25 protein-coding genes are annotated in these 22001 nt (G+C 74.4%); 13 read left to right on the top strand and 12 right to left on the bottom strand.

Features of this window, described 5'->3' with window-relative positions; all coding sequences use genetic code 11:
* The first annotated feature begins 187 nt into the window (after positions 1 to 187).
* From KLI87_RS31725 to KLI87_RS31715, 3 genes are all read left to right on the top strand, one after another.
* Positions 188 to 751: a DoxX family membrane protein gene (locus KLI87_RS31725; protein WP_156218782.1), complete on the top strand. Its 564-nt coding sequence runs from the start codon at positions 188 to 190 to the stop codon at positions 749 to 751.
* A gap of 73 nt (positions 752 to 824) precedes the next feature.
* Positions 825 to 1682, top strand: coding sequence for a universal stress protein (locus KLI87_RS31720; RefSeq protein WP_214619987.1), 858 nt, complete (start codon positions 825 to 827; stop codon positions 1680 to 1682).
* Between the two features lie 76 nt (positions 1683 to 1758).
* Positions 1759 to 2604 (top strand): universal stress protein, encoded by an 846-nt coding sequence (locus KLI87_RS31715; RefSeq protein WP_246250226.1) that lies wholly within the window; start codon positions 1759 to 1761, stop codon positions 2602 to 2604.
* 34 nt (positions 2605 to 2638) lie between these two features.
* Here the strand turns inward: KLI87_RS31715 and KLI87_RS31710 are convergent, their stop codons facing one another.
* The 3 genes from KLI87_RS31710 to KLI87_RS31700 form a co-directional block, all read right to left on the bottom strand.
* Positions 2639 to 3043: an STAS domain-containing protein gene (locus KLI87_RS31710; protein WP_214619986.1), complete on the bottom strand. Its 405-nt coding sequence runs from the start codon at positions 3041 to 3043 to the stop codon at positions 2639 to 2641.
* 137 nt (positions 3044 to 3180) lie between these two features.
* The gene (locus KLI87_RS31705) at positions 3181 to 4065 is read right to left on the bottom strand and encodes a universal stress protein (RefSeq protein ID WP_214619985.1); all 885 of its coding nucleotides are present in this window, start codon (positions 4063 to 4065) and stop codon (positions 3181 to 3183) included.
* Positions 4066 to 4460: 395 nt separating this feature from the next.
* Positions 4461 to 4676 (bottom strand): hypothetical protein, encoded by a 216-nt coding sequence (locus tag KLI87_RS31700; protein WP_214619984.1) that lies wholly within the window; start codon positions 4674 to 4676, stop codon positions 4461 to 4463.
* 295 nt (positions 4677 to 4971) lie between these two features.
* Here KLI87_RS31700 and KLI87_RS31695 point away from each other — a divergent pair, with 295 nt between their 5' ends.
* The 7 genes from KLI87_RS31695 to KLI87_RS31665 are packed head-to-tail and all read left to right on the top strand — an operon-like array spanning position 4972 to position 10165.
* On the top strand, positions 4972 to 5175 hold the full coding sequence (locus KLI87_RS31695; RefSeq protein ID WP_156218776.1) for a DUF1918 domain-containing protein: 204 nt from the start codon (positions 4972 to 4974) through the stop codon (positions 5173 to 5175).
* Positions 5176 to 5183: 8 nt separating this feature from the next.
* Complete coding sequence (locus KLI87_RS31690) at positions 5184 to 5657, top strand: cyclic nucleotide-binding domain-containing protein (protein ID WP_214619983.1); 474 nt, start codon at positions 5184 to 5186, stop codon at positions 5655 to 5657.
* 5 nt (positions 5658 to 5662) lie between these two features.
* On the top strand, positions 5663 to 6463 hold the full coding sequence (locus KLI87_RS31685; RefSeq protein ID WP_156218775.1) for an FAD/NAD(P)-binding protein: 801 nt from the start codon (positions 5663 to 5665) through the stop codon (positions 6461 to 6463).
* Between the two features lie 2 nt (positions 6464 to 6465).
* Positions 6466 to 7257, top strand: coding sequence for an oxidoreductase (locus KLI87_RS31680; protein ID WP_156218774.1), 792 nt, complete (start codon positions 6466 to 6468; stop codon positions 7255 to 7257).
* Entirely contained in the window at positions 7241 to 8536 is a 1296-nt protein-coding gene (locus KLI87_RS31675; RefSeq protein WP_214619982.1) for a Ni/Fe hydrogenase subunit alpha, read from the top strand. The genes KLI87_RS31680 and KLI87_RS31675 overlap by 17 nt, the downstream gene beginning before the upstream one ends.
* Positions 8533 to 9063: a hydrogenase maturation protease gene (locus KLI87_RS31670; protein ID WP_156218772.1), complete on the top strand. Its 531-nt coding sequence runs from the start codon at positions 8533 to 8535 to the stop codon at positions 9061 to 9063. Before KLI87_RS31675 ends, KLI87_RS31670 begins: the two co-directional genes overlap by 4 nt.
* On the top strand, positions 9053 to 10165 hold the full coding sequence (locus tag KLI87_RS31665) for a 4Fe-4S dicluster domain-containing protein (protein ID WP_214619981.1): 1113 nt from the start codon (positions 9053 to 9055) through the stop codon (positions 10163 to 10165). The genes KLI87_RS31670 and KLI87_RS31665 overlap by 11 nt, the downstream gene beginning before the upstream one ends.
* A gap of 12 nt (positions 10166 to 10177) precedes the next feature.
* On the opposite strand, the gene KLI87_RS31660 is transcribed toward KLI87_RS31665, so the two are convergent.
* Positions 10178 to 11671 (bottom strand): bifunctional aminoglycoside phosphotransferase/ATP-binding protein, encoded by a 1494-nt coding sequence (locus KLI87_RS31660; protein ID WP_214619980.1) that lies wholly within the window; start codon positions 11669 to 11671, stop codon positions 10178 to 10180.
* A gap of 6 nt (positions 11672 to 11677) precedes the next feature.
* Positions 11678 to 12355 (bottom strand): CBS domain-containing protein, encoded by a 678-nt coding sequence (locus KLI87_RS31655; protein ID WP_214619979.1) that lies wholly within the window; start codon positions 12353 to 12355, stop codon positions 11678 to 11680.
* Positions 12356 to 12574: 219 nt separating this feature from the next.
* Here KLI87_RS31655 and KLI87_RS31650 point away from each other — a divergent pair, with 219 nt between their 5' ends.
* The gene (locus KLI87_RS31650; protein ID WP_214619978.1) at positions 12575 to 12730 is read left to right on the top strand and encodes a hypothetical protein; all 156 of its coding nucleotides are present in this window, start codon (positions 12575 to 12577) and stop codon (positions 12728 to 12730) included.
* 44 nt (positions 12731 to 12774) lie between these two features.
* Here the strand turns inward: KLI87_RS31650 and KLI87_RS31645 are convergent, their stop codons facing one another.
* From KLI87_RS31645 to KLI87_RS31630, 4 genes are read right to left on the bottom strand one after another with little or no spacing between them, the layout of a single operon-like run.
* Positions 12775 to 13227, bottom strand: a complete 453-nt coding sequence (locus tag KLI87_RS31645) for a pyridoxamine 5'-phosphate oxidase family protein (RefSeq protein WP_214619977.1) — start codon at positions 13225 to 13227, stop codon at positions 12775 to 12777.
* A gap of 46 nt (positions 13228 to 13273) precedes the next feature.
* A complete protein-coding gene (locus KLI87_RS31640) occupies positions 13274 to 14116 on the bottom strand; it encodes a universal stress protein (protein ID WP_214619976.1) in 843 nt (280 codons plus the stop codon).
* Between the two features lie 24 nt (positions 14117 to 14140).
* Positions 14141 to 14368 (bottom strand): hypothetical protein, encoded by a 228-nt coding sequence (locus tag KLI87_RS31635; RefSeq protein WP_156218766.1) that lies wholly within the window; start codon positions 14366 to 14368, stop codon positions 14141 to 14143.
* Positions 14369 to 14411: 43 nt separating this feature from the next.
* Positions 14412 to 14783, bottom strand: coding sequence for a hypothetical protein (locus KLI87_RS31630; protein WP_214619975.1), 372 nt, complete (start codon positions 14781 to 14783; stop codon positions 14412 to 14414).
* Between the two features lie 204 nt (positions 14784 to 14987).
* Here KLI87_RS31630 and KLI87_RS31625 point away from each other — a divergent pair, with 204 nt between their 5' ends.
* Positions 14988 to 15887, top strand: a complete 900-nt coding sequence (locus KLI87_RS31625; protein ID WP_214619974.1) for a universal stress protein — start codon at positions 14988 to 14990, stop codon at positions 15885 to 15887.
* A gap of 187 nt (positions 15888 to 16074) precedes the next feature.
* Positions 16075 to 18717, top strand: a complete 2643-nt coding sequence (locus KLI87_RS31620) for a bifunctional GNAT family N-acetyltransferase/acetate--CoA ligase family protein (RefSeq protein WP_214619973.1) — start codon at positions 16075 to 16077, stop codon at positions 18715 to 18717.
* 95 nt (positions 18718 to 18812) lie between these two features.
* Here the strand turns inward: KLI87_RS31620 and KLI87_RS31615 are convergent, their stop codons facing one another.
* Genes KLI87_RS31615 through KLI87_RS31605 form a run of 3 tightly spaced genes read right to left on the bottom strand, consistent with a single transcriptional unit; the run spans position 18813 to position 21945 of the window.
* Positions 18813 to 19763: a PD40 domain-containing protein gene (locus tag KLI87_RS31615; protein WP_214619972.1), complete on the bottom strand. Its 951-nt coding sequence runs from the start codon at positions 19761 to 19763 to the stop codon at positions 18813 to 18815.
* Positions 19760 to 20986: an MFS transporter gene (locus tag KLI87_RS31610; protein ID WP_214619971.1), complete on the bottom strand. Its 1227-nt coding sequence runs from the start codon at positions 20984 to 20986 to the stop codon at positions 19760 to 19762. Before KLI87_RS31610 ends, KLI87_RS31615 begins: the two co-directional genes overlap by 4 nt.
* 53 nt (positions 20987 to 21039) lie before the next feature.
* Positions 21040 to 21945, bottom strand: coding sequence for a metallophosphoesterase (locus tag KLI87_RS31605; RefSeq protein ID WP_156218761.1), 906 nt, complete (start codon positions 21943 to 21945; stop codon positions 21040 to 21042).
* Positions 21946 to 22001 lie beyond the last annotated feature (56 nt).

The following is a 22001-nucleotide window of genomic DNA, read 5'->3' as shown; positions in this document are numbered from 1 at the left end:
AGGCGAAGGTCCCCCTGATGGGGGATTCCGAACCCTTCGCGCCGACCGGCGCCGAGGGGGTCGATCGGGCCCGGAGGCGGGGACCAAGGTCCTTCGGGCCGGGTGCCGAAGGTGCCTACAGCCGGGTGCGGCGGCGGGATTGGATCAAGGACGTACCAACGACGATCTAGTAGAAGGTGAGACGGCGATGACGGTTTCCGAGCACAAGACACGCGCCGGGCGCGGCACGCTGATCCGCGTGGTGGTGCCCCGGCCGCTGACCGAGTCGCCCGCGGCGCGCTACGTGTGGGCGGTGGCCCGCCTCGCGCTGGGCTGGGTGTTCGTGTGGGCGTTCCTGGACAAGACATTCGGCCTGGGGCACGAGACCCCCTCCGCCAAGGCGTGGGTCGACGGCGGCAGCCCCACCGAGGGGTTCCTCAAGCACTCGCCGGAGGGCCCGCTCACCGGCTTCTACCACGGCATCGCCGGTGCCGCCTGGGCGGACTGGCTGTTCATGATCGGGTTGGCGGGGATCGGTGCCGCGCTCGTCCTCGGCGTCGGCATGCGGATCGCCGCGGCGGGCGGCGCGGCGCTGCTGGTGATGATGTGGTCGGTGGTCCTGCCCCCGGAGAACAACGTGTTCATGGACGACCACCTGATCGACGCGCTGCTGATCGTCGGCCTGGCGCTGGTCAGCGCCGGCGACACCCTCGGCCTCGGCCGCTGGTGGGGCGAGACCCGCCTGGTCAAGCGCTTCCCCGTCCTCAAGTGACCGATCCCGCCGGGGGCGCTCGGACGGGCGCCCCCGGCATCGCGTCCACGCTCGACGGCACCGAGGAGACATGATGAGCGAACGGCGGAGCGACGGGGTGGTCGTCGGTTACGACGGCTCCGCGCAGAGCGGGAGGGCGGTGCGGTGGGCCGCCGAGGAGGCCCGGTTGCGGGGCGTCCCGCTGACGGTGTGCCACGCCTGGGGCACCTACGCGAGCGCGGGGCCGATGGCGATTCCGATCACCGATCTGCGGGTGGCCGCCGAACGCGTCCTGGCGGAGGGCGTGGAGCACGCCCGGCAGGACACCGGCGACGTACGGGCGCTGCTCGGGAACGGCGCTTCCGCCCCGATCCTGCTGGAGGCGGCGGCGAACGCGGAACTGCTGGTGGTGGGCTCGCACGGCCACGGCGGCTTCGCCGGCCTGCTGCTGGGCTCGACGGCCGCCGGCCTGGCCGCGCACACCCCCTGCCCCTTGGTGGTCGTGCGGTCCGGGGCGCGCCGGGACGGCGCCGCCGGCCCGGTGGTCGCGGGCGTCGACGGGTCGGCCTCCTCGCTGGAGGCGCTGGCCCTGGCGTTCACCGAGGCCGACCTCCGCCGGACGGAGCTGGTCGTGCGACTGGCGTGGCCCGGCTCCGCCGACGCCGAGGGGCTGCCCCTGGTCGACGCCGAGGGCCTGCGCGAGCTGGCCGAGGAACGGCTCGCGCGTTTCGTCGCGCCGCTCCGCGAGCAGAACCCGAAGATCGCGGTGCGGACCGAGGTGGTGCGGGGATCCGCCCGCGAGGTGCTGCTCCACGCAGCGGAGGAGGCCGCGCTCCTGGTGGTCGGGTCCCGGGGAGCGGGCGGTTTCCGCGGACTGCTCCTGGGCTCGGTGGGCCAGGCGCTGCTGCACCACGCCGCATGCCCGGTGGCCATCGCGCCCCATCGGGACTGACGAAGACCCAGGTCTGCCGGACCCGCCGTTCCCGCACGCGGTGCGTTGGACGCGGTCGATGGAATCAGGAGGACGTATGAGCGACGTACTGGTCGGATACGACGGCACGGACGAGAGCGAACGCGCCCTGGGGTGGGCGGTCGGGGAGGCGCGGCTGCGGCGGCTGCCGCTGACCGTCTGCCACGCCTGGCGCTGGCCGTACCCGCGTGACTACATCGACCGCGAGGGCATGGCGATCGTCAAGCGGACGGGCGAGCGGCTGCTCGACCACGGCGTGGCCCTGGCCAGGAACCTGGCCCCCGAACTGGAGGTCCGCAAGCGGTTGACGGACGGCGGCGCCGCCTCGGCGTTGCTCCACATGGAGCACGAGGCCGACCTGATCGTGGTCGGTTCCCACGAGCCGGACGGGCTGCCCGTGGGATCGACGGCGCTGCGGCTTCCCGCGCGCTCGCACCGTCCGGTCGTGGTCGTCCGGTCGGCGGCGCCCGAGGAGGGGCTGGTCGTCGTGGGCGTCGACGGATCCTCGGGCGGTGACGCCGCGCTGGGGTTCGGGTTCGAGCAGGCGGCGCTGCGCGGCTGGCGGATACGGGCGGTGTACGGCTGCTGGGAGCCGGGCGCCGCACCGGGCGGTGACCTCTCGATCTTCGGGGACGAGGCCGCGCTCCGGCGCGTGTGCGGGACCGTCCTGGAGAGGGCCGTCGCCCCCTGGCTCGTGAAGTACCCCCAGGTCGCCGCCACGACGTCGCTGGTGCTGAGGTCACCGCGCGAGGCCCTGTTCGAGGCGGCCGACGAGGCGGCCCTCGTGGTCGTCGGCGCTCGCGGGACGGGCGTGGTCGAACCGCTGGCGTTGGGCGCGACGAGCGACGCCATCCTGCAGCAGGCCCCCTGCACGGTGGCCGTCGTCCAGCGAGGTCTGGGCTGAGCGGAACAGCGCTCCATGATCGGAGAGCGGTCGTTCAGCCGCGCCGCGGCCAGGCCGCGCCCGGACGGACGAACCGCCGGTGGACGCCGGTGATGCGCAGCACCTTCGCGACCTGCGGGCGGACCCTGGTGAGGGTCACCGATCCGCCCTGGCGCTCGGCCAGGTCGCCGGCGGCCACGATCGCCGCGACGCCCCGCGCGTCGCAGAACGTCAGCGCCGAGGCGTCGATCACGATGTCCGGGCCCTGCGAACGGATCAGGCCGGCCAGTCCGACGCGGAACAGCCCGCTCGTCGCGATGTCCAGTTCCCCGGCGACCGCGACCCGCCCCCGCGACGCGGCGCCGCGGGGATGCGCCGTTCTCCGCGCCGGTGCGGTGTCGATCCGGAGTGCGGCGCCGACCTGGGAGGCCGCATCCGGCGAGACGGCGTGGGTGCTCATGACGGATCCCTTCGTGCGGCTGACGTTCCCTCCAGCCTCCGGCGTCCGCGTGCCCCGACCCTAGGGACGAAGGTCCCGGCGGCGACCCGCCAACGTCCGCCGTGGGCCGCCTGAACGTCCTTGCCGGGCGAAGAACTTTATACGGACGATCCGCTGGGCGGCCCCGCCTGCGGGACGATGGCGACGGTGCAGGGAGCGTGGTGGAGCATCGCCGAGCTGGTCGCGCCCAGCAGGAGCGGGTCGATCTGGCCGGTGCCGCGGTCGCCCACCACCAGCAGGTCCGCGTCGCGCGCCGCGTCCAGCAGGGCTTCGCGGGGCCGTTCCAGGACCAGCGAGACCTGCATGTCGAGGTCGGGGCAGCGCTCACGCCACGGCGCGGTGACCCGCTCCAGCATGGCGGCGCGCGTCCGCGCCAGCCGCGCCTTGTCGGTGAACAGCGGCAGCTCGGATTCGGGTACCGCGCCCGGTTCCCAGGCTCCGTACACCACGCGCAGAGGCCAGCCGCGCAGGACGGCCTCATCGACGGCCAGGCCCAGCGCCGCCTCCCCGCCCGCGGAGCCGTCGACCCCCGCCACCACGAGGCCGCGCGAGGGCGCCGCGTGCCGGACGGCGATCACCGGACGGCGCGCCTGCGCCGGCAGGCGCATCGCGGTCGACCCGGCGGCCAGCCGGTGGCATTCGTGGGTGCCGACCACGATCAGCTCGGCGTCCTCGGACTCGCGCACCAGCGCCTCGCGCACCGGTTCGCTCCTCAACCGCCTGCGCACCGTGTCCGCGCCGAGATCACGCGCCCGGCGCGCACCGCGTTCCAGGAGCCTCTCGCCCGCCCGCCTGATGACCGCCTCGGCGTTGTCGTCCACGTGTCCCGGCGGGTACGGCCAGTGCCAGCAATGGCAGATCACCAGCGCGAGCCCTCGCGTCCGGGCCTCGGCGACCGCCCAGCGCAGGGCAGCGTCGTTCTCCTGGGTGCCGTCATAGCCGAACAGCACGTTCGGTCGCTGATTCCTCGGCAGCCTTCCCATCGTCCGCCTCCCCACGAACGTCGAGCAGGAATCGCTCTCGATACCAGTCTCCGCATCGGATACCCGCTCCGGAGGTGCCAAAGGTCCCCAGTCGGACCACCGCCGGTCGCGGCGCCGGAGGGTGAGAGCCCGGCCCCGTCGGAAGCCGAACGGACGACCCTGGTGAGGAAGGGCCCTTGGGCCGGTGGATTCTGGCTTATGACGGTGACGATCCCGCCACCGAAGGGCTCCGGGAAGCGCTTGCAGGCTGGGCAACGGCTATCTCGCCACGCGGGGCGCCGCTGAGCTCCCTGGTCTTCGCGGGCTCCGACGGGGATCTATAGGCCGGGCGCCTCCGGCCTCTCAGCGGCCGAAGGGCCCGAGCCCGGGGGACCAGGGGCACCCCGCCCCGCGCGTCAGGTGGTGTGCGCCGGGACCTTGCGCAGGCGGTCGCGCTGGAGCAGCCGCTCGACGTCGCCGGTGGTGACCGTGCCGACCACATGGTGGCCGGCCGTCACGACCGCGATGAGGTCGCCCGCCACGGGACCGTGCGCCAGGAGCCCGGAGGCCGGATCGTCGGGCCCGACGACGCGGTCGGGCGGCAGCGGGGTCGCGATCCTCCCCAACGGCACGTCGGCCTGCGCCGCGGCGACACGTGCCAGCCGCTTCAGGGAGACAACGTCTGTTTCATCGGATCCTCCAGTCGTCCCTCTCAGGCTGACCCCGCCGACGCGGGGATCTAAGGGCCGATACGCCCCTGCGGACGGGACTTTGGCCTACCGGCCCCTCCTGGCGGCGAGGTCGCCCCGGCGCACGATCGGACCTCTGGAGCGGGACCGAATCCAAGCCGAATGAGGGACCTTCGTCCCTGCCGCGCGGCGGACGGCACGGATCAGGCTGAGATCGGTACGAGGTGAAGGAGGAGTGATGCAGGCGAGAAAGGGAGACTGGGTGGTCGTCCGCGGGCACCAGGTGGGGGAGCCGGACCGCAAGGCGCTCATCATCGACGTGCACGGCCGGGACGGGGCTCCGCCGTATGTCGTCCAGTGGGACGACGGCCATGAGAGCACCTTCTACCCGGCGGCCGACGCCGTGATCGAACGGCACGCCGCGCCGGCCCCGCCGAGGTGACGTCCGCGATGGACCGGGTCTCGGCCGACGACCTGAGACGGGAGCGGTTCTTCCACGGCATGCCGGGCCCGCACCTCGCCCGGCTGGCGACCGCCGGCCGCGTGGTGGAGTTCCCGGCCGGGCGCCGCGTCTTCGAGGAGAACGGCACGGCCGAGTCGTTCTGGGTGATCCGCTCCGGCACGGTCGCCCTGGACCTGCATGTGCCGGGGCGGGGCCCGGTGGTGGTGGAGACGTTGGAGGCCTCCGCCGTTCTGGGCTGGTCGTGGCTGTTCCCTCCGCACCGGTGGCGCTTCGGCGCCGTCGCCGTCCGGCCCGTCGAGGCGACGCGGTTCGACGGGCCTCTCGTGCGGACGTTGGGCGCCACGGATCCAGAACTCGGCTACGACATGGCGCTGCGGTTCGGGACCGTGATGCTGGACCGGCTGGAGGCGACCCGGATCCGGGTGCTCGACCTGTACGCGCACCCCGGGGAGCCCAGGTGACGCCCATGGCGCCCGTCCCGTACCGGGTGGTCGCGAAACGGGCCGAGACCGCCGAGACGGTCACGCTCACCCTCGCCCCGGTGGGGGCGGCGATACCCGAGCCTGAACCGGGACAGTTCACCATGATGTACGCGTTCGGGATCGGTGAGGTGCCGATCTCGGTCAGCCGCACCCGTCCGGTCCTGGAGCAGACGATCCGGGCGGTGGGCGCCGTCACCGGCGCCCTGTGCCGGGCGGAGGCCGGGCAGGTGATCGGCCTGCGCGGGCCGTTCGGCACCGGCTGGGGCGTGGACGAGGCGCGCGGCCGCGACCTCGTGCTGGCCGCCGGGGGCATCGGGCTCGCGCCGCTGCGCCCCGCGATCCTGAGGGCGCTGGCCCGGCGGGACGACTACGGCCGCGTCGCCGTCCTGATCGGCGCCCGCACTCCGGGCGACCTGCTGTTCGAGGACGAGCTGGAGACCTGGCGGGCACGCGGCGCGCAGGTGGAGGTCACCGTGGACCGGCCCGCGCCGGGGTGGACGGGCCACGTGGGCCTGATCACCGCGCTGGCCGGTTCCGCCGACGTCGATCCGTCGCGGGCCGCCGCCTACGTCTGCGGCCCCGAGATCATGATGAGGCTCACCGCGCAGGCCCTGGCGGGGCTCGGGACGCACCCCGGCCGGATCCGGGTGTCGCTGGAGCGCAGCATGCGGTGCGGCATCGGCTGGTGCGGGCACTGCCAGCTCGGCCCGCTGCTGATCTGCCGCGACGGCCCCGTCGTGCCCTATGAGAGCGCGGTGCCCCTCATGGCCGTCAAGGAGTTGTGACCATGAGACCCACCCTCGCGGTGTGGAAGTTCGCCTCCTGCGACGGTTGCCAGCTCACCCTGCTGGACTGCGAGGACGAGCTGCTCGCCCTCACCGGGCGCATCGAGATCGCCCACTTCCTGGAAGCGACGGCCGCCGTGGGAGAGGGGCCGTACGACGTCTCGCTGGTGGAGGGGTCGGTCACCACGCCCGAGGATCTGGAGCGGATACGGCACGTCCGGGCGATCTCCCGGAAGCTGATCACGATAGGGGCGTGCGCGAACGCCGGCGGCGTCCAGGCCCTGCGCAACTTCGCCGACGTCCGCGAGTTCGCCTCCGTCGTCTACGCCAGCCCCGAGTACATCGAGACGCTCGCCGACTCCACGCCCATCGCGGCGCACGTCCCGGTGGACTTCGAGCTGCACGGCTGCCCGATCGACCGCCGCCAGCTCCTGGAGGTCCTGTCGGCCCACCTGACCGGACGGAAACCCGACGTCCCCGCCCACAGCGTCTGCTTCGAGTGCAAGAACCGCGGCAACGTCTGCGTGATGGTCGCCCACGGCACACCCTGCCTCGGCCCCGTCACCCATGCGGGCTGCGGTGCCATCTGCCCCGCCTACGGACGTGGTTGCTACGGCTGCTTCGGCCCCACTCCGAACTGGAGCGGCGCCCGGCCCAACACCCGCGCTCTGCTGCCCTGGCTCGACATGACCGAGGACGAGACCGAACGCGTCCTGTCCACATTCAACGTCTCCGCCTTCCGTGAGGAACCCGGAGGCGGGCCGGAGGAGAGCGGCGATGACCCACCGCAATGACCGCACGCTGAACGTCTCCGCGCTCGCGCGGGTCGAGGGCGAGGGCGCGATGTACGTCCGCGTGCGCGGCACGGACGTGGAGGAGGTGCGGCTGAACATCTACGAGCCGCCCCGCTTCTTCGAGGCGTTCCTGCGCGGCCGGGCGCACACCGAGCCGCCGGACATCACCGCGCGGATCTGCGGGATATGCCCCGTCGCCTACCAGATGAGCTCCTGCCTGGCCATCGAGGACGCGTGCGGAGTGGCCGTGGACGCCGCCCTCACCGAGCTCCGGCGCCTTCTCTACTGCGGCGAGTGGATCGAGAGCCACGCCCTGCACATCTACCTGCTGCACGCCCCCGACTTCCTCGGCTACCCCGGCGCGGTCGAGATGGCGCGCGACCACCGCGCCGTCGTCGAGCGGGGCCTGCGGCTGAAGAAGGCGGGCAACACGCTGATGGGGGTCGTCGGCGGCCGTGCCATCCATCCGGTGAACGTCCGCGTCGGAGGCTTCTACCGGGCCCCCTCGCGCGGAGAGATGGCCGCGCTCACCGAGACGCTGCGGCCGGCCCTGGACGACGCGCTCGCCACGGTGCGGTGGGCTGCGATGTTCGAGTTCCCCGACTTCGTCCACGAGCACGAGTACCTGGCGCTGGCCGCCGACAGGTACCCCCTCGACGGCGGGACGCTCCGCACCAGCGCCGGACGGGCCTTCCCCGCCGCCGCGTTCGAGGAGCACATCGTCGAGGAGCAGGTCCCGCACTCCACGGCGCTGCACGCCCGCTTCACCGACGGCGGCGTCTACCTCACGGGCCCCCTCGCCCGCTACGCCCTCAACCGCGACAAGCTCTCCCCGCTCGCCCTGGAGGCCGCGGCGGCGGCCGGGCTCGGCGCCGAATGCCGCAACCCGTTCCGCAGCGTGCTCGTCCGCGCCGTCGAGGTCGTGTACGCCATCGACGAGGCTCTGCGGATCATCGACGCCTACGAGCCGCCGCCCCGTCCCGCCGTCCCGGTGCCGCCGCGTGCGGGCACCGGCCACGGTGTCACCGAGGCGCCGCGGGGAGTCCTGTACCACCGCTACGACCTGGACGCCGACGGGCTGATCACCGCCGCCCGGATCGTCCCGCCGACCTCGCAGAACCAGACCGCGATCGAGGACGACCTGCGGCGCTTCGTCGCGCCCCGGCTGCACCTGGACGACGCGAGCCTCACCGGCCGCTGCGAACAGGCGATCCGCAACTACGACCCGTGCATCTCCTGCTCCACCCACTTCCTCGACCTCACCGTGGACCGGACATGACCATCGTCATCGGCGTGGGCAACGAGTTCCGCCGGGACGACGGCGCCGGACCGGCGGCCGTCGAAGCGCTGCGCGGCCGGGTGGGCGTCACGCTCGCGGTGACCGACGGCGAACCCGCCCGGTTGATCGAGTTGTGGGCCGGCGCCGACCTGGCGATCGTCGTGGACGCCGTGCGCTGTGATCCGCCCTCGCCCGGCCGCGTCCACGAACTCGGCCTGGACACGGCGGCGCTCGCCGCCCCGCCGGTCACCGGCCATTCCCTGGGGCTCGGCGACGCCGTCGCGCTCGGCGCCGCCGTCGGCCGGATGCCCCGCGTCCTGGAGGTGCTGGCCATCGAGGGGAGCGAGTTCGGCTTCGGCCGGGGGCTGACCCCGCGGGTCGCCGCCGCCGTCGACTCCCTCACCCGGCGCCTCACCGCCCGGCTCGCTCCGCGACCCGCTTCGCTCTGCGGCCCCCATGAGCCTGGACGACCCGTGCCCGCGACATCCGATGGAACCGATGCACCAGGGAGGAAAGATGACGCCTGAGAACAGGGAGCTGAGAACCCTCGCCCCCTTGTACGACGCGCTCCGCCGCGCGGGCTACACGGTCGTCGGCCCGACGGTCCGCGACGGCGCGATCGTCCTGGACGAGCTGTCCTCAGCCGACGATCTTCCCTACGGGTGGGGCGTCACGCTGCGGCCCGGCGGCTACCGGCTGCACCGGCGCGGCGACGGCGCCGCGTTCGCCCACACGGCGGGCCCCCAGTCCTGGAAGCCTTTCCTGCATCGGCCCCGGGTCAAGCTGTGGGACGCCGACCGGACCGGTGAGGGGTTCGAGGTCCGCGACCAGGCGCCTGATCCGCCCCGATACGCCTTCCTGGGCGTGCGGCCGTGCGATCTGCGGGCCATCGCCGTCCAGGACCGCGTCCTGATGGGCGGCCGCGACGTCGACCCCGACTACCGGGCACGGCGCCAGGGCGCCTTCATCATCGCCGTCAACTGCACGGAACCCGGTGAGACCTGCTTCTGCGTCTCCATGGGGACGGGACCGGAGGCCGGCCCCGGATACGACCTCGCGTTCACCGAGCTCGTCGACGACGACGACGGCCCGCGCTACGTCGTCGACATCGGCACCGAGGCCGGCGCGGCCGTCATGGCCGACGTGCCCTCCGGCGCCGCCGCCGGGGCCGAGGTCGAGCGTGCCCGCGCGGAGGTGCGGGCGGCGGCGGATCGGATGGGCCGCGAGATGCCCGCGCTCGGGCTGCGCGACCTCATGGCGGAGAACCTGGACTCCCCGCGCTGGGACGACGTCGCCGAACGCTGCCTCAGCTGCGGCAACTGCACCATGGTCTGCCCCACCTGCTTCTGCACCAAGGTCACCGACACCACCGACCTCACCGGCGACCACGCCGAGCGCTGGCAGCTCTGGGACTCCTGCTTCGACCTCGACTTCTCCCACCTGCACGGTGGCAACGTGCGCGCCTCCGCCAAGAGCCGCTACCGGCAGTGGCTGACCCACAAACTCGGCACCTGGCACGACCAGTTCGGCTCCTCGGGCTGCGTGGGCTGCGGCCGGTGCGTCGTCTGGTGCCCGGTCGGCATCGACCTCACCGCCGAGGTCGCGGCCCTGCGCGCCGAGTCCCCGTGAACGCCCGGCCCCTCAGCACTCCGGGCCGGCCAGCGCCCCGTGCGGCCGGACGGCGGCGAGAGCCTGGGAGAGGGCGTCCGGCAGCGCTCCGCCGGTGTCGACGGTGATCGCCTCCGGCCAGGGCGCGGCGTGCGCGCGCATGCCCGCGGCGACCCCGGCGTCGGCGTCGGACGCGCCCCGGGGGCGGCTCCGCATGCGCTCGGCGCAGACGTCCTCGGGGGCCTCGCAGCGCAGCGGCGTCAGGTTCGCGTGAGTCCGTCCGGCCACGGCGGCGAGGAGGTCCCGGTTCTCTGTCGAGGTCCAGGACGCGTCCAGCACCACCGTCTCGCCGAGCCCGAGCAGCCGCTCCGCGCGCGCCGCCAGCTCGCCGTAGGTGCGCCTGCTCCATTCCGGGTCGTAGATCCCGGCGCCGTAGTCCGCCGGGGCCGGCCGCAGCGGCTCCAGCCCGGCGAGTTCCTTGCGGACGCGGTCGCTGCCGACCACCGAGCAGCCGAGCCGGTCGGCCAGCGCTCCGGCGAGCGTGCTCTTCCCCGTCCCGGGCAGCCCGCCCACGAGGACGAGCCCCACCTGCGCGGCGCGCAGGTGCCGCAGCGCGACGTCCGCGTAGGACCGCGCCTCGGCGGCGGCGTCCGGGGAGCCCTGGCCGTGCCTGAGGCAGGCGACCTTGGCGCGGACGAAGGCGCGGTAGGCGATGTAGTGGTGGCGGAGCGAGGGCGGGGCGGGGTCGGCGGCGAAGTCGGTGTACCAGCCGATGAAGGCCGTCGCGAGGTCGGCGGCGCCGAGGCGTTCCAGGTCCATCGCGAGGAACGAGGCGTCGTCCAGGCCGTCCAGCCAGCGCAGCCGCTGGTCGAACTCCAGGCAGTCCAGGATGCGCGGGCCGTCGTCCAGGCAGAAGATGTCACCGGCCAGCAGGTCGCCGTGGCCGTCGACCACGCGTCCGTCGGCGATGCGCGCGTCGAACAGGGCCTCGCGTCCGGCGAGGAACGTCGTGGCGAGATCCTCGATCTCGGCCGCCGTCCCGGCGTCGATCACCTCGCCGTGGAAGGGCCTGACCTGGTCGAAGCCCGCGCGCCAGCGCTCCCTCACGGCGTCGCGGGTCTCCTGGGCCGAGATGTCGGGGCCGCGCGGCGCCCGCGCGTGCCAGGCGGCCAGGGCGCGCGCGACGTCGCGCAGCGCGTCCCGCACCGGTGCCCCGGCCTCGACCAGGGTGGACAGGCGCCGGTCGGCGGGCATCCGGCGCATGACGACCAGGTGGTCACAGACGTCGCCGCCGGGCGCGCTCACCTCCGCGACCCCGAGGTACACGTCCGGGGCGAAGCGCCTGTTCAGGCGGACCTCCTCCCGGCAGGCCCGGGCGCGCAGCTCGGGGGTGCCGAAGTCCACGAACCCGAGGTCCACCGGCTTCTTGAGCTTGTAGGCGCGGTCGCCGACGAAGAAGACCACGCCGATGTGGGTCTCGGTGACGGCGGCGCCGCCGTCCGTGCTGCCGTCCACGCTCTCGTTCATGGCCGCTCAGGCCCTCGGGTAGGCGGTCGGGTGGGTGTCGTCGTGGTCGTAGTCCAGGTCCTGGACGACGTCCACGACGCCCTCGGTCGCGGCGGTCATCCGCACGACGACCGGGACGAGGCTCTTCAGATCGACGCGGCCGGTGAGGTGGACGACCCCGCCCTGGACGCGGACGCGCAGGACGGCGGGGTCCTGCCACAGCCGGCAGACCAGGACCTCCCGGACGATCTCGTCGTGGATGTCGGCGTCGGAGCGCTGGAAGACCGACAGCAGGTCGCGGCGGGCCACGATCCCGGCCAGGCGCCCGTCGGGGCCGACGACCGGAACGGCCCTGAAACCGCGGGAGTTCAGCAGCCGGGCGACCTCCGCGACACCGGTCCCGGGCGTGACGGTCACGGCCGGGGAGGTCATCAGCCCCCGGGCGTCGACGGCTCCCGCCTTGGCGTCGGCGCGGGTGTGGCGCCACAACCCGAGGCGCCGCCGCCCGGTGTCGTCTCTGGACTCCTCCTTGCGGAGAAGGTCGGACTCGGTGACGACGCCCACGAGGCGGCCTTCGGCGTCCAGGACCGGGACCGCGCTGATGCGGTGCCGGGTCATGGCCTCAGCGATCTCCACGAACGGGGTTTCCTCGGTCACCGTCACGACGTCCCTGGTCATGACGTCCTCGACCGTGAGGCGCTTCATGGCTCTCCTTCCGGGGGTTCCCTGAACCGCTCCCACCCTCTCGCCGCAGGCCGCCCGCGGGTCAGTGCCCGGAGTCCCGCCCGGCAGGGACCTTCGGCCCGAAAAGGGGCGGGCAGGCGCGGACGGCCCTGCCCGCCCCCGGATACCTTCGGCTCTACCTGCGAATACCCCGGAAATCGAGGCCGAAGACGAGTCATCGAACACGGGGAAGGGAGCCCGGTGGGCGAGATGGCGGTCGTGCACCGCGAGAACGGGGAGCGGGGCACGCTGCTGGACGCGGTCATGGCCTGCACGGTCCACGACTCGATCCTCGACGCGCCGCGCATGGACGTCGGCATCGTGGCCGGGGCCGAGGTCGAGGTCGAAGCCGCCTGACCCGTCGGTGAGCGTGTGAGCCCTGTCGCCGGTGGAGCGGCCGGTCAGCCGGGGTCGTCCGGGGGGTCGACCCGCTCGCTGGTCACCCCGCCTGGATGGAGCGGGATGCGCCGCCCGGTGATCTTGTGGGGGGTGAGCCTGACGAACCGCGCCCCGGCCGGGCGGGCCCACGGGGCGAGCGGCAGGGCGCCGAGCCGCTCGGTCTCGGCCGGATCGGTGACGACCTCCGCCGGGCCGGTCAGCAGCACGCTCCACGCCGTGCGCAGCGCGGGTTCGAGGTCGTCGGCCTCGAACGTGAGGGGCCGGCCGCCCCGGACGGCGTCGAGCTTGGCGCCCGGCGCGGTCATGAAGACCAGCGCGTCCCCGTCCATGGCGAAGTTGACCGGCAGGACGGTGACGGTCCCGTCCTGCCCGGCCCAGGCGATCCGTCCGACCGGCACGTCCTGGAGCAGCGCCAGGCATATTCCGGGATCGAGCGGTTCCAGCTCGCTGGTCATGATGTCTCGATGGTGTCACACGCCCCGGGACGTCGCGGAGCGGGCGTCAGCCGTGAGGGCGGACGACCGCGACGGGGCAGCGGGCGTGGTGGATCACGCCGTGGCTCACGGAACCGAGCGGGAGCGCTCGGCCACGGGACCCCACCACCAGCAGCTCGGCGTTCCCGGAGGCCGATGCCAGCATCTCCACCGGATGCCCGATGACGACGTCCTCGACGACCTCGACGCCGGGTAGGCGTTCGCGCCAGGGGGCCACGGCCGCGGCGAGATGGCCGCGGAAGGTGTCGGTCGCGGCGCGCAGGTCCACCCCCGCCTCGATGGCGAGGACCGCCGGGCGCCAGGCGTGCAGGACGCGCAGCCGCGCCCCCCGGGCCGCCGCCGCGGCGAAGGCGTGGTCGAGCACGGGCGCGGGGTCCTCCAGCAGGTCGAGCCCCGCCGCGACCTCGCCCGCGGTCGGCTCCGCCGGGCCGCGGACGACGACCACCGGGCCGGGGAAGCGCCCGGCGAGATGCAGGCCGGTGGAGCCGAGGAGCAGATCGGCGAACCCGCCCAGGCCGCGATCGCCGATCACCGCCATCGCGGCCTCGTCGGCGTACTGCCGCAGCCCGTCCGCCACGCTCCGGTCGTGGACGATCATGGTTTCGACCTTGATGTCGGGCTGCCGGCGGGAGGCCGCGTCGCGTCCGTCCTCCAGGATCTTCTGGGATTCCCGCGATGGCCCGTCGTAGGTCGCGCTCTCCGCGAACAGGCGGTGGCGGGCCTTCAGGACGTGCAGGATGCGCAGTTCCCGACCGGACCGCGCGGCCTCGTCGGCCGCCCAGGCGATGGCGCGCTCGGATCGCGCGGAACCATCGGTTCCGACGAGGATCGCCGTGCGTCGCTCGGACATGTGCCTCTCCTTGGATGGTCGTCGTCAACGATGAGCGCCGGACCTCAGCGGCGGCAGGAGCAGGAGTTCGCGCGCCCGCCGCAACGGCGCCGGCTCCGCGCCGCCGTCGCTCGGCGGGTCCAGGGGGGTGCCCTCCAGAGCCGCGGCCATCAGCGTGGCCGCCTCGGTCAGCAGGGCGACCTGCCGCTCCAGGACCGCGATGCGGTTCTCCAGGGACAGGACGGAGAATCCAGGGGTGATCTGCCTCGTCATTGCGATGCTCCCTCGTGTCGGCGCGCCGCCGGTCGGCGACACGTCAGAGGCGGTGCCCGTTCCGGTCCCCCTGGGGGTGCCGGTGCGCCTTGTGGTGCTCGGGGCGGCGGGTGATGTTCTCCGCCCTGGTGCGCAGCCGGACTCCGGCGAGCGCGATGGCCTCGGGCATCGTCGCCGCCGCGGCGTGGGCGTTGACCGGCATGCCGTTGAGATCCGCCTGGAAATGGACCAGGTGGGGGCGGGGCACCGCGGGGTCCGGCAGAACGCTGAGCGTGGCCTTCGCGAAGAGGATCGGACGCGGCACGTACGCCAGTGCCCGGACGACGACCTCGCGCGCGTGCCGCATGTCCTCCTGCGGCACGTCCCTGGTGGTCGTGAGATGGATGTCAAGTTCGTATGAGTCTGTGCCAGGCATCCTGGGTCTCCTCTGCGAAGGGTCAGCGCTCTCAGCATCGGTCCGTGCCGGAGGCGGGCCCAGGGACCTTCGGCCCCTCCGGGCCCGCCGGAGGTCTGGGCCTCGGCGCGGTGACGTCGAAAGGCCGAAGGTCCCGCCCGGTCCGGACGGACGCCCCTTCCCCCTCGAAACGCCCGGAGGTGAGCTTGATCAGAGAGAACGCCGATGGATTCGACGGTGGGGGAGAGCATGAACGAACAGCCGATCACGGGCGTGGTCGTCGGTTACGACGGCTCCGAGGGCGCGGTCCGGGCGCTGGACTGGGCCGCGGACGAGGCCCGGACGCGCGGGGCGCCGCTGACCGTCCTGCACACGTGGGACGTCTATGTCGGCGCCCCGATCGCCGTGCCCACCGCCGATCTGCGCGCTATGGCGGGGCGGACCCTGGAGGCGGGCGTCGAGCATCTGAGGGGCGCGGCGCCCGACCTGAAGGTCCGCGCGGTACTCGCCCGCGGGCGCGCGGCGGCGGAACTGGTCGCGGCGGGAAGGACCGCCGACCTGATCGTGCTCGGCCGGCGGGGCGTCGGCGGCTTCGTGGGCTTGGTGCTCGGCTCGGTCGGCGCCCAGGTCGCCGCGCACGCGACCTGTCCCGTGGTGATCGTCCGAGGCGGCGCCGACACGGGCCCGGAGCCGGGCCCGGTCGTGGTGGGGGTGGACGGCTCACCGGCGTCCCGGGCGGCGCTGGCCGTGGCCTTCGCCGAAGCCGACTCCCGCGGGCTCGATCTGAGAGCGGTGATCGTCTGGGACCGCCTGCCCGGAGGGGACCTGCCGCCACTGGTGGACGAGGCCGGCATGCGGAGCGCGGCCGAGTCGCGGCTGGAGCGCATGGTGATCCCGCTGCGCGAGATCCACCCCTCGGTGAAGGCGACGGCCGAGGTCGTCGCCGGGACGCCCCGGGAGGTCCTCATGGACGAGGCGGACGGCGCCGGCCTGCTCGTCGTCGGTTCGCGGGGTCTCGGAGGCTTCCGCGGGCTGCTGCTCGGCTCCGTCAGCCACGCCCTGGTCCACCACGCCCCCTGCACGGTGGTGGTCGTCCACGCCTCGGAGAGCGGCGCCGGCGGCTAGCCCGCGGTGTCTCCCACGGCCCCGGCGAGGAGTCCACGCCTCCGCGCCGGGGCCCGGCCATGGGCAGGGCGGTGCCGGTGGAGCCGCCGTCCGGCGCCACGGGCCGGCCGGGGGAGGGACGAAGGTCCCGGGGAGCGATGACCTTGGGGACCTGATCCGGCGGCCCGTCCCGTCCGACGCTGGGGACATGACACGAAACCCTCCCAGCGCGCCGGTGTTCGCGCTGTTGACCGACGGCGTCCAGGTGGAGATCAGGCGGTTGCGGGCGTCCGACTTCGACGCGGTCTGCGACCTGCACCGCGAGCTGAGCGAGGAGAGCCTCTACCTGCGGTTCTTCGGCCTCAACCGGGGCATGGGCGCACAGGTGGCCGACCGGATCTGCCGGACGAGCGGCACCGACCACGCGGCGCTCGGGGCATGGCTGCGCGGCGAGCTGGTCGGGGTGGCCGAGTACGAGCCGACCGGCGTGCCGGGCGAGGCGGAGGTCGCGCTGGTGGTCGCCGACCGCGTGCAGCAGCGCGGTGTCGGGACGCTGCTGCTGGAGCACCTCGGGTCGCTGGCCCGGACGCGCGGGGTCGCGGCCTTCCGCGCCGACGCGCTCGCCGCGAACACCGCGATGCTGCGGGTCTTCGCCGACGCCGGGATGCCCGCGCGGCGCCGCTTCGCCGAGAACCTCGTGGAGGTGACGCTGCCGCTGGTCTCCGACGACGGATACCTCGACGCGGTGGCCGAGCGGGAGCGGCGCGCGGACGTGGCGAGCCTGGAACCGCTGCTGCGGCCGCGGGTGGTCGCGGTCATCGGGGCGTCCCGGCGGCGCGGGACGGTGGGCGCCGAGGTCGTCCGCAACATCGTCTCCGGCGGCTTCAAGGGCGCTGTCTTCGCGGTGAACCCGCACGCCGCCGGGGCCGACCTGCACGGGGTCCCTTGCGTGGCGACGCTCGCCGACCTGCCGGAGCGGCCCGACCTCGTGGTCGTCGCGGTGCCCGCGGACGCCGTGGTGGGCGTGGCCGCCGACTGCGGGCGGTCCGGGGCCGCCGCGATCGTGGTGATCAGCTCGGGGCTGACCGCGGCGGACGGGCGGGAGCTCGTGGCCGTCTGCCGCGAGCACGGGATGCGGCTGGTCGGCCCGAACTGCCTGGGCGTCGCCAACACCGGCGTCTCGCTGGACGCGACGTTCGGCGCCCGACACCCCGCGCCGGGCCGCGCGGGCGTGGCGGTCCAGTCGGGCGGCGTCGGGATCGCGCTGCTGGAGGAGCTGTCCCGGCTGGGCGTGGGCGTCTCCTCCTTCGCCTCCGTCGGGGACAAGTACGACGTCAGCGCCAACGACATGCTCATGTGGTGGGAGTCGGAGGAGACGACGCGGCTCGGGATCCTGCACGTGGAGTCGTTCGGCAACCCCCGCAAGTTCGCCAGGACGGCCCGCCGGGTCGCCGCCCGGATGCCGCTGCTGACCGTCCTGGCCGGGCGGTCCGCGCCGGGCGCGCGGGCCGCCGCGTCCCATACCGCCGCCGCCGCCACCCCGGAGACCACCCGCAGGGCGCTGTTCGAGCAGGCCGGCGTTGTCGCGACCGACGACCTCGGCGAGCTGGTGGACGCGGCGGCGCTGCTGGCGACCCAGCTGGCGCCGGGCGGCCCGAGGGTGGCGGTGGTCTCCAACGCGGGCGGGGCCGGGGTGCTGGCCGCCGACGCGTGCGCCGACGCGGGGCTCACCGTCCCGCCCCTGGGCGAGGAGACGCGGGCGCGTCTCGCGCGGATGCTCCCGGCCTGCGCGGCGACCGCCAACCCCGTCGACACCACCGCCGCCGTCTCCGCGGACGCGTTCCGCGAGGCGCTCGACGTGATCGCCGCGGACGCGTCGGTCGACGCCGTCCTGGCCCTGGTGGCCCCGACGGCGCTCGCCGACCTGCGGGAAGCGCTCGGCGGCACCGCCAAGCCGACCGCGGCGGTCGTGCTGGGCCAGGCCGAGAACGTCGTGATCACCGAGACGGGCGTGCCCTGCTACGCCTATCCCGAGAGCGCCGTCCGCGCGCTCGCCCACGCCCGCGCCTACGCCCGGCGCCGCGACCTCCCCCGTGAACAGCCCCCGGCCCTGCCCGGACTCCGCCCGGACGAGGCGGCGGCGATCATCGCCGGCTTCCTGGTCGACAACCCCGCCGGAGGCTGGCTGCCGCCCGCCGCCGCCTTCCGGCTGCTGGACGCCTACGGGCTGCCGCTGGCCCCCTGGCGCTGGGCGGAGACCGCCGACCAGGCCGTCGCCGCCGCCCGCGAGCTGGCCGCCCCGGTGGTGCTGAAAGCGCACGTCCCCGGGGTCCTGCACAAGTCGGCGGCGGGCGCGCTGCGCCTTGACCTGGACGGGGAGCGGGCCGTCCGCGCCGCCTTCGAGGGCCTGGCCGGGCGCTTCGGCGCCGATCTGGAGGGCGTGCTCGTCCAGGCGATGGCAGACGAGGGCGTCGAGCTGCTGTGCGGCGCCGTCCAGGACGAGGTCTTCGGCGCCGTCGTGATCTTCGGGGCGGGCGGCGTGGACACCGACGCGCTGGCCGACCGCACGGCCCGGCTGGCCCCGCTGACGGCGGGCGAGGCCGACGAGCTGATCCGCGAACCCCGCGTGTCCACCCTGCTCAGGGGCCACGCCGCCCGCCCGGCCGGGGACGTCCCGGCACTGCGCGACGCACTGCTCCGCCTGTCGCGGCTCGCGGCCGACCACCCCGAGATCATCGAACTCGACCTCAACCCCACGATCGTCCGCCCCGACGGGGCCGTGGCCGTCGACGCCCGCGTCCGCCTCGCCCCCCATCGGGCATGGGACCCCTACCTGCGCCGTCTCCGCTGACCGGCACGCTCGCGCATGGCGGCGAGCCGGGTGGGGATCCGCTGCACGAGGCCCCGGCGATAGATAGGACCGTCCGACTCGGCGGCCGAAAACACTCAGGGGGGCGGCGACACCGAACTCGCGTTGTCGAGCAGGAGCCTCGGCCTTCCGCCCCCGGACGCCGGGACGGCCCATGTCTGGTTCGTCCCGTCGCTGAGCTGGAGCGTGTAGCCGACGGTGCGGCCGTCCAGCCAGACGGGCTGGTCGTCGACGCCGCGGGTCTCGGCGAGCGGCGTCCTGCGCAGCGTGGCGAGGTCGAGCGTCGACAGGCGCCAGCCGCGCTTCGGGTTCCCGGCGACGGCGGACTTGAAGGCCAGGCGGGTGCCGTCGGGTGACAGGGACGGGCACTCGACGCCGGGCGCGAGCGTCCGGACCGTCCGGGCCGCGAAGTCGCCCTGGACGAGGTGGCGCCCGCCGCCCGTGGACAGCGTCGCGTAGAACCGGTTGTCGTCGGCGGCGAACGTGACGCCCCAGAAGTTCACGTCCCGGTTCCGGTACGGGGCGCCGTCCTTGATGATCGTGAAGTCCTCCAGGGTCGTGACGAGGCGCCCGGTCCGGGTGTCGAGGATGCCCGCCCGGGTGGAGAACCCCGTGGTCGCGTAGCTGTGGCCGTCGATGAACAGCGTCCAGGCGACCATCCGGCCGGACGCCGACACCCGCAGCCGGTTGGGGAACCCGGTGAGCGGGACGCGCCGCCGCTCGCGCAGCCCGGCGTCCATGACGACCAGCGCGCCCGCGCTCAGCGCCCCGACCGGCCGCAGGCACGCGACGGTGCCGGCGGCGGCGTAGGCCCGGTCGCAGGCCACCGAGGTCACCCGCCGCGACCCCGGCGGGGACGTGTAGGAGAGCCGGCCGTTGGCGAGGAACTGGAGCCGCCGGCCGTCGGCGGACGTCCGGCCCGAGGCGGGCGCGGACTCCGCGTCGTGCGACACCGTGTAGGTGACCGCCACGGCGGCGAGAAGCACGGCCGAAACCGCCAGGGCGGCGGCGCGGGAGCGCGTGTTCAATGGACGGCCCTTTCTGACGGACGGAGGACGGCGGCGGTCCCGGCGAGGGCGATGGCGCTGACGGCGGCGGCGCCCAGCAGCGCCGGACGCGTGCCCCACACCTGCCACGCCGCCCCGAACAGCACCGACGACACCAGGTAGGCCAGCGCCTGCCCGCTCTGCACGAGCGCGATGCCGGTCGTCCGGAGGCCCGCCGGGAGCAGCGGCCCGGCGAGCGCCATCAGCCCGCCGTCGGTCGCGGCGTAGAACACCCCGTGCAGGACGACGGTGGCGCCGACGAGCCGGAGCCCGCCGCCGGACGCGAGCGCGAGCAGCAGGTAGGTCGCGGTGAGCGCCAGGTAGCCGCCGAGCACGACGGGCAGCCGCCCGGCCCGGTCGGCGAGCATCCCGGCGGGCGTGGCGAGCAGCAGGTAGACGCCGCTGGTGGCGACGGCGAGCAGCGGGAACCAGCCGAGCGCGAGGTCCGCGCGCTCGGCGACCAGCAGGTAGGTGAAGCCGTCCCCGATCGTGGCCAGCCCGAGCAGGAAGGAGGCGGGGAGCAGCCGCCGGGCGGCGGGCCCGCGCAGCAGCTCCCGCCAGCGCAGCGCCTCGCGCCGGGTCCGCGGCCCCGGCGCGTCCCGGACGAACAGCACGAGCACGAGGACGCCGAGCAGCGCGACGCAGAAGCTCGTCATGATGACCGAGTCGTAGGACCCGGGCGCGGCGGCGAGGACGGCGAGCGCGACGAGCGGACCGGCGAACGCCCCGGCGGCGTCCATCGTCCGGTGCACGCCGAACGCGCGGCCGAGCTGCTCGGGCGGGGTGCACAGGGTGATCAGGGCGTCCCGGGGCGCGGTGCGCAGGCCCTTGCCCGCGCGGTCCGCGGTGAGGGCGAGGCCGATCCCGGCGCCCGAGCCCGCCGCGGCGAGCAGCCCGAGCTTCGCGGCGGCGGACGCGGCGTACCCGAGCAGCGCCACCGGCTTGCGCCGGTCGACGAGGTCGGAGACGTACCCGCCGGCGAGGCGGAGCAGGACGGTCGCGCCGGTGTAGAGCCCGTCGATCGCCCCGTAGGCCGCCGGGCTGAACTGGAGCCCGACCACCAGGTAGAGCGGCAGGATCGCGGTGACCATCTCGGCGGAGACGTCCGTGATCAGGCTGACGGCGCCGAGGGCGACCACGTTGGCGGCGACCGGGCCCGCGCCGCGGAGACTCCTGCCCGGACGGGTGAGGGTGGAAAGGTACACGCCGGCTCCTTGGACGGGCCCGGCGCGCCCCCGCCGCGCCGGGACCCCGGGTATCAGTGGCAGTTGGTGGTGCCGCTGTCGGAGTAGGTCTTTCCGGACTGCGGGACGAACTGCCAGTCGTAGCTTCCGGCGTGCAGCGTCAGCTTGAGGACGCCGTAGGTGTCGCTGTTGCGGGCCTGGCTGTTCGGCTGGATGGTGCCGAAGGAGTAGTGGCTCGCCCCGCCCATCCCGGCGACGAACTCGCGGATGCCGCGCGCGTTGTCGGCGGCGCCGCTCGGGTTCATCGGCGCGAACCGCTCGTACTGGTGGTTGTGGCCGGTGACGATGACATCGGCGTTGTTGTCGTAGAGCGCCTGCACCAGCGGGGCCACGGCGGTGCTGGGGGAGTGGTTGGCGCCGGACGTCCACCGCGGGTGGTGCCAGTAGGCGATGGTGCACGGCTTGGGGTTGGCGGCGAGGTCGGCCCGCAGCCACCGCTCCTGCGCGCCGCCCGCCGCGCAGCCGCCGCTGATCGACCCGCAGTTGGAGTTGAGGGCGACGACGTGCCAGTTGCTCCCGATGTCGTAGGAGTAGTAGCCCTTGGACGGGTCGCCCGCGGCGGCGCCGAAGTACCCGTAGTAGCCGGTGGCGCCGGCCGTGTTGTAGTCGTGGTTGCCGGGGGAGGGCCGGGTGCGCGCCTTGTGGCGCCCCCAGGTGGGGTTGTAGTAGGTGTTGAACTCGCTGGTCGTGCCGCTGTCATAGACGTTGTCGCCGGCGGTGAAGACCGTCCCGCCGATGTTGTCGAGCAGCGCCGCCGTCGCGGTGTCGCCGCTGCCGGAGTTGCTGATGTCGCCGGCGCCGACGAGGACCGGGTCGGCCGCCGCCGAGGCCGCGCCGCCGGGCAGCGCGAACGCCGCGATCGCGGCGGCCCCGAGCACGCCCGTGAGGGCGACCGCGACCGCGCTTCTGCTTCGGGTCATGTCCACTCCTTTGCGGGGGAATTGAGCACTCCGGACGGTAATCCCGCCATTACAAG

The organism is Actinomadura sp. NEAU-AAG7 (assembly GCF_018603865.1).
Classification (GTDB): domain Bacteria; phylum Actinomycetota; class Actinomycetes; order Streptosporangiales; family Streptosporangiaceae; genus Spirillospora; species Spirillospora litoris.
Note: the sequence above shows the minus strand (reverse complement) of the source record. Positions and strands in the feature narration are given on the sequence as shown.

Bases quoted from the DNA above. Each gene is read 5' to 3' on its own strand.
- KLI87_RS31725 (WP_156218782.1), top strand. From the start codon at position 188: ATGACGGTTTCCGAGCACAAGACACGCGCCGGGCGCGGCACGCTGATC.
- KLI87_RS31720 (WP_214619987.1), top strand. From the start codon at position 825: ATGAGCGAACGGCGGAGCGACGGGGTGGTCGTCGGTTACGACGGCTCC.
- KLI87_RS31715 (WP_246250226.1), top strand. From the start codon at position 1,759: ATGAGCGACGTACTGGTCGGATACGACGGCACGGACGAGAGCGAACGC.
- KLI87_RS31710 (WP_214619986.1), bottom strand. From the start codon at position 3,043: ATGAGCACCCACGCCGTCTCGCCGGATGCGGCCTCCCAGGTCGGCGCC.
- KLI87_RS31705 (WP_214619985.1), bottom strand. From the start codon at position 4,065: ATGGGAAGGCTGCCGAGGAATCAGCGACCGAACGTGCTGTTCGGCTAT.
- KLI87_RS31695 (WP_156218776.1), top strand. From the start codon at position 4,972: ATGCAGGCGAGAAAGGGAGACTGGGTGGTCGTCCGCGGGCACCAGGTG.
- KLI87_RS31690 (WP_214619983.1), top strand. From the start codon at position 5,184: ATGGACCGGGTCTCGGCCGACGACCTGAGACGGGAGCGGTTCTTCCAC.
- KLI87_RS31685 (WP_156218775.1), top strand. From the start codon at position 5,663: ATGGCGCCCGTCCCGTACCGGGTGGTCGCGAAACGGGCCGAGACCGCC.
- KLI87_RS31680 (WP_156218774.1), top strand. From the start codon at position 6,466: ATGAGACCCACCCTCGCGGTGTGGAAGTTCGCCTCCTGCGACGGTTGC.
- KLI87_RS31675 (WP_214619982.1), top strand. From the start codon at position 7,241: ATGACCCACCGCAATGACCGCACGCTGAACGTCTCCGCGCTCGCGCGG.
- KLI87_RS31670 (WP_156218772.1), top strand. From the start codon at position 8,533: ATGACCATCGTCATCGGCGTGGGCAACGAGTTCCGCCGGGACGACGGC.
- KLI87_RS31665 (WP_214619981.1), top strand. From the start codon at position 9,053: ATGACGCCTGAGAACAGGGAGCTGAGAACCCTCGCCCCCTTGTACGAC.
- KLI87_RS31660 (WP_214619980.1), bottom strand. From the start codon at position 11,671: ATGAACGAGAGCGTGGACGGCAGCACGGACGGCGGCGCCGCCGTCACC.
- KLI87_RS31655 (WP_214619979.1), bottom strand. From the start codon at position 12,355: ATGAAGCGCCTCACGGTCGAGGACGTCATGACCAGGGACGTCGTGACG.
- KLI87_RS31645 (WP_214619977.1), bottom strand. From the start codon at position 13,227: ATGACCAGCGAGCTGGAACCGCTCGATCCCGGAATATGCCTGGCGCTG.
- KLI87_RS31640 (WP_214619976.1), bottom strand. From the start codon at position 14,116: ATGTCCGAGCGACGCACGGCGATCCTCGTCGGAACCGATGGTTCCGCG.
- KLI87_RS31635 (WP_156218766.1), bottom strand. From the start codon at position 14,368: ATGACGAGGCAGATCACCCCTGGATTCTCCGTCCTGTCCCTGGAGAAC.
- KLI87_RS31630 (WP_214619975.1), bottom strand. From the start codon at position 14,783: ATGCCTGGCACAGACTCATACGAACTTGACATCCATCTCACGACCACC.
- KLI87_RS31625 (WP_214619974.1), top strand. From the start codon at position 14,988: ATGGATTCGACGGTGGGGGAGAGCATGAACGAACAGCCGATCACGGGC.
- KLI87_RS31620 (WP_214619973.1), top strand. From the start codon at position 16,075: ATGACACGAAACCCTCCCAGCGCGCCGGTGTTCGCGCTGTTGACCGAC.
- KLI87_RS31605 (WP_156218761.1), bottom strand. From the start codon at position 21,945: ATGACCCGAAGCAGAAGCGCGGTCGCGGTCGCCCTCACGGGCGTGCTC.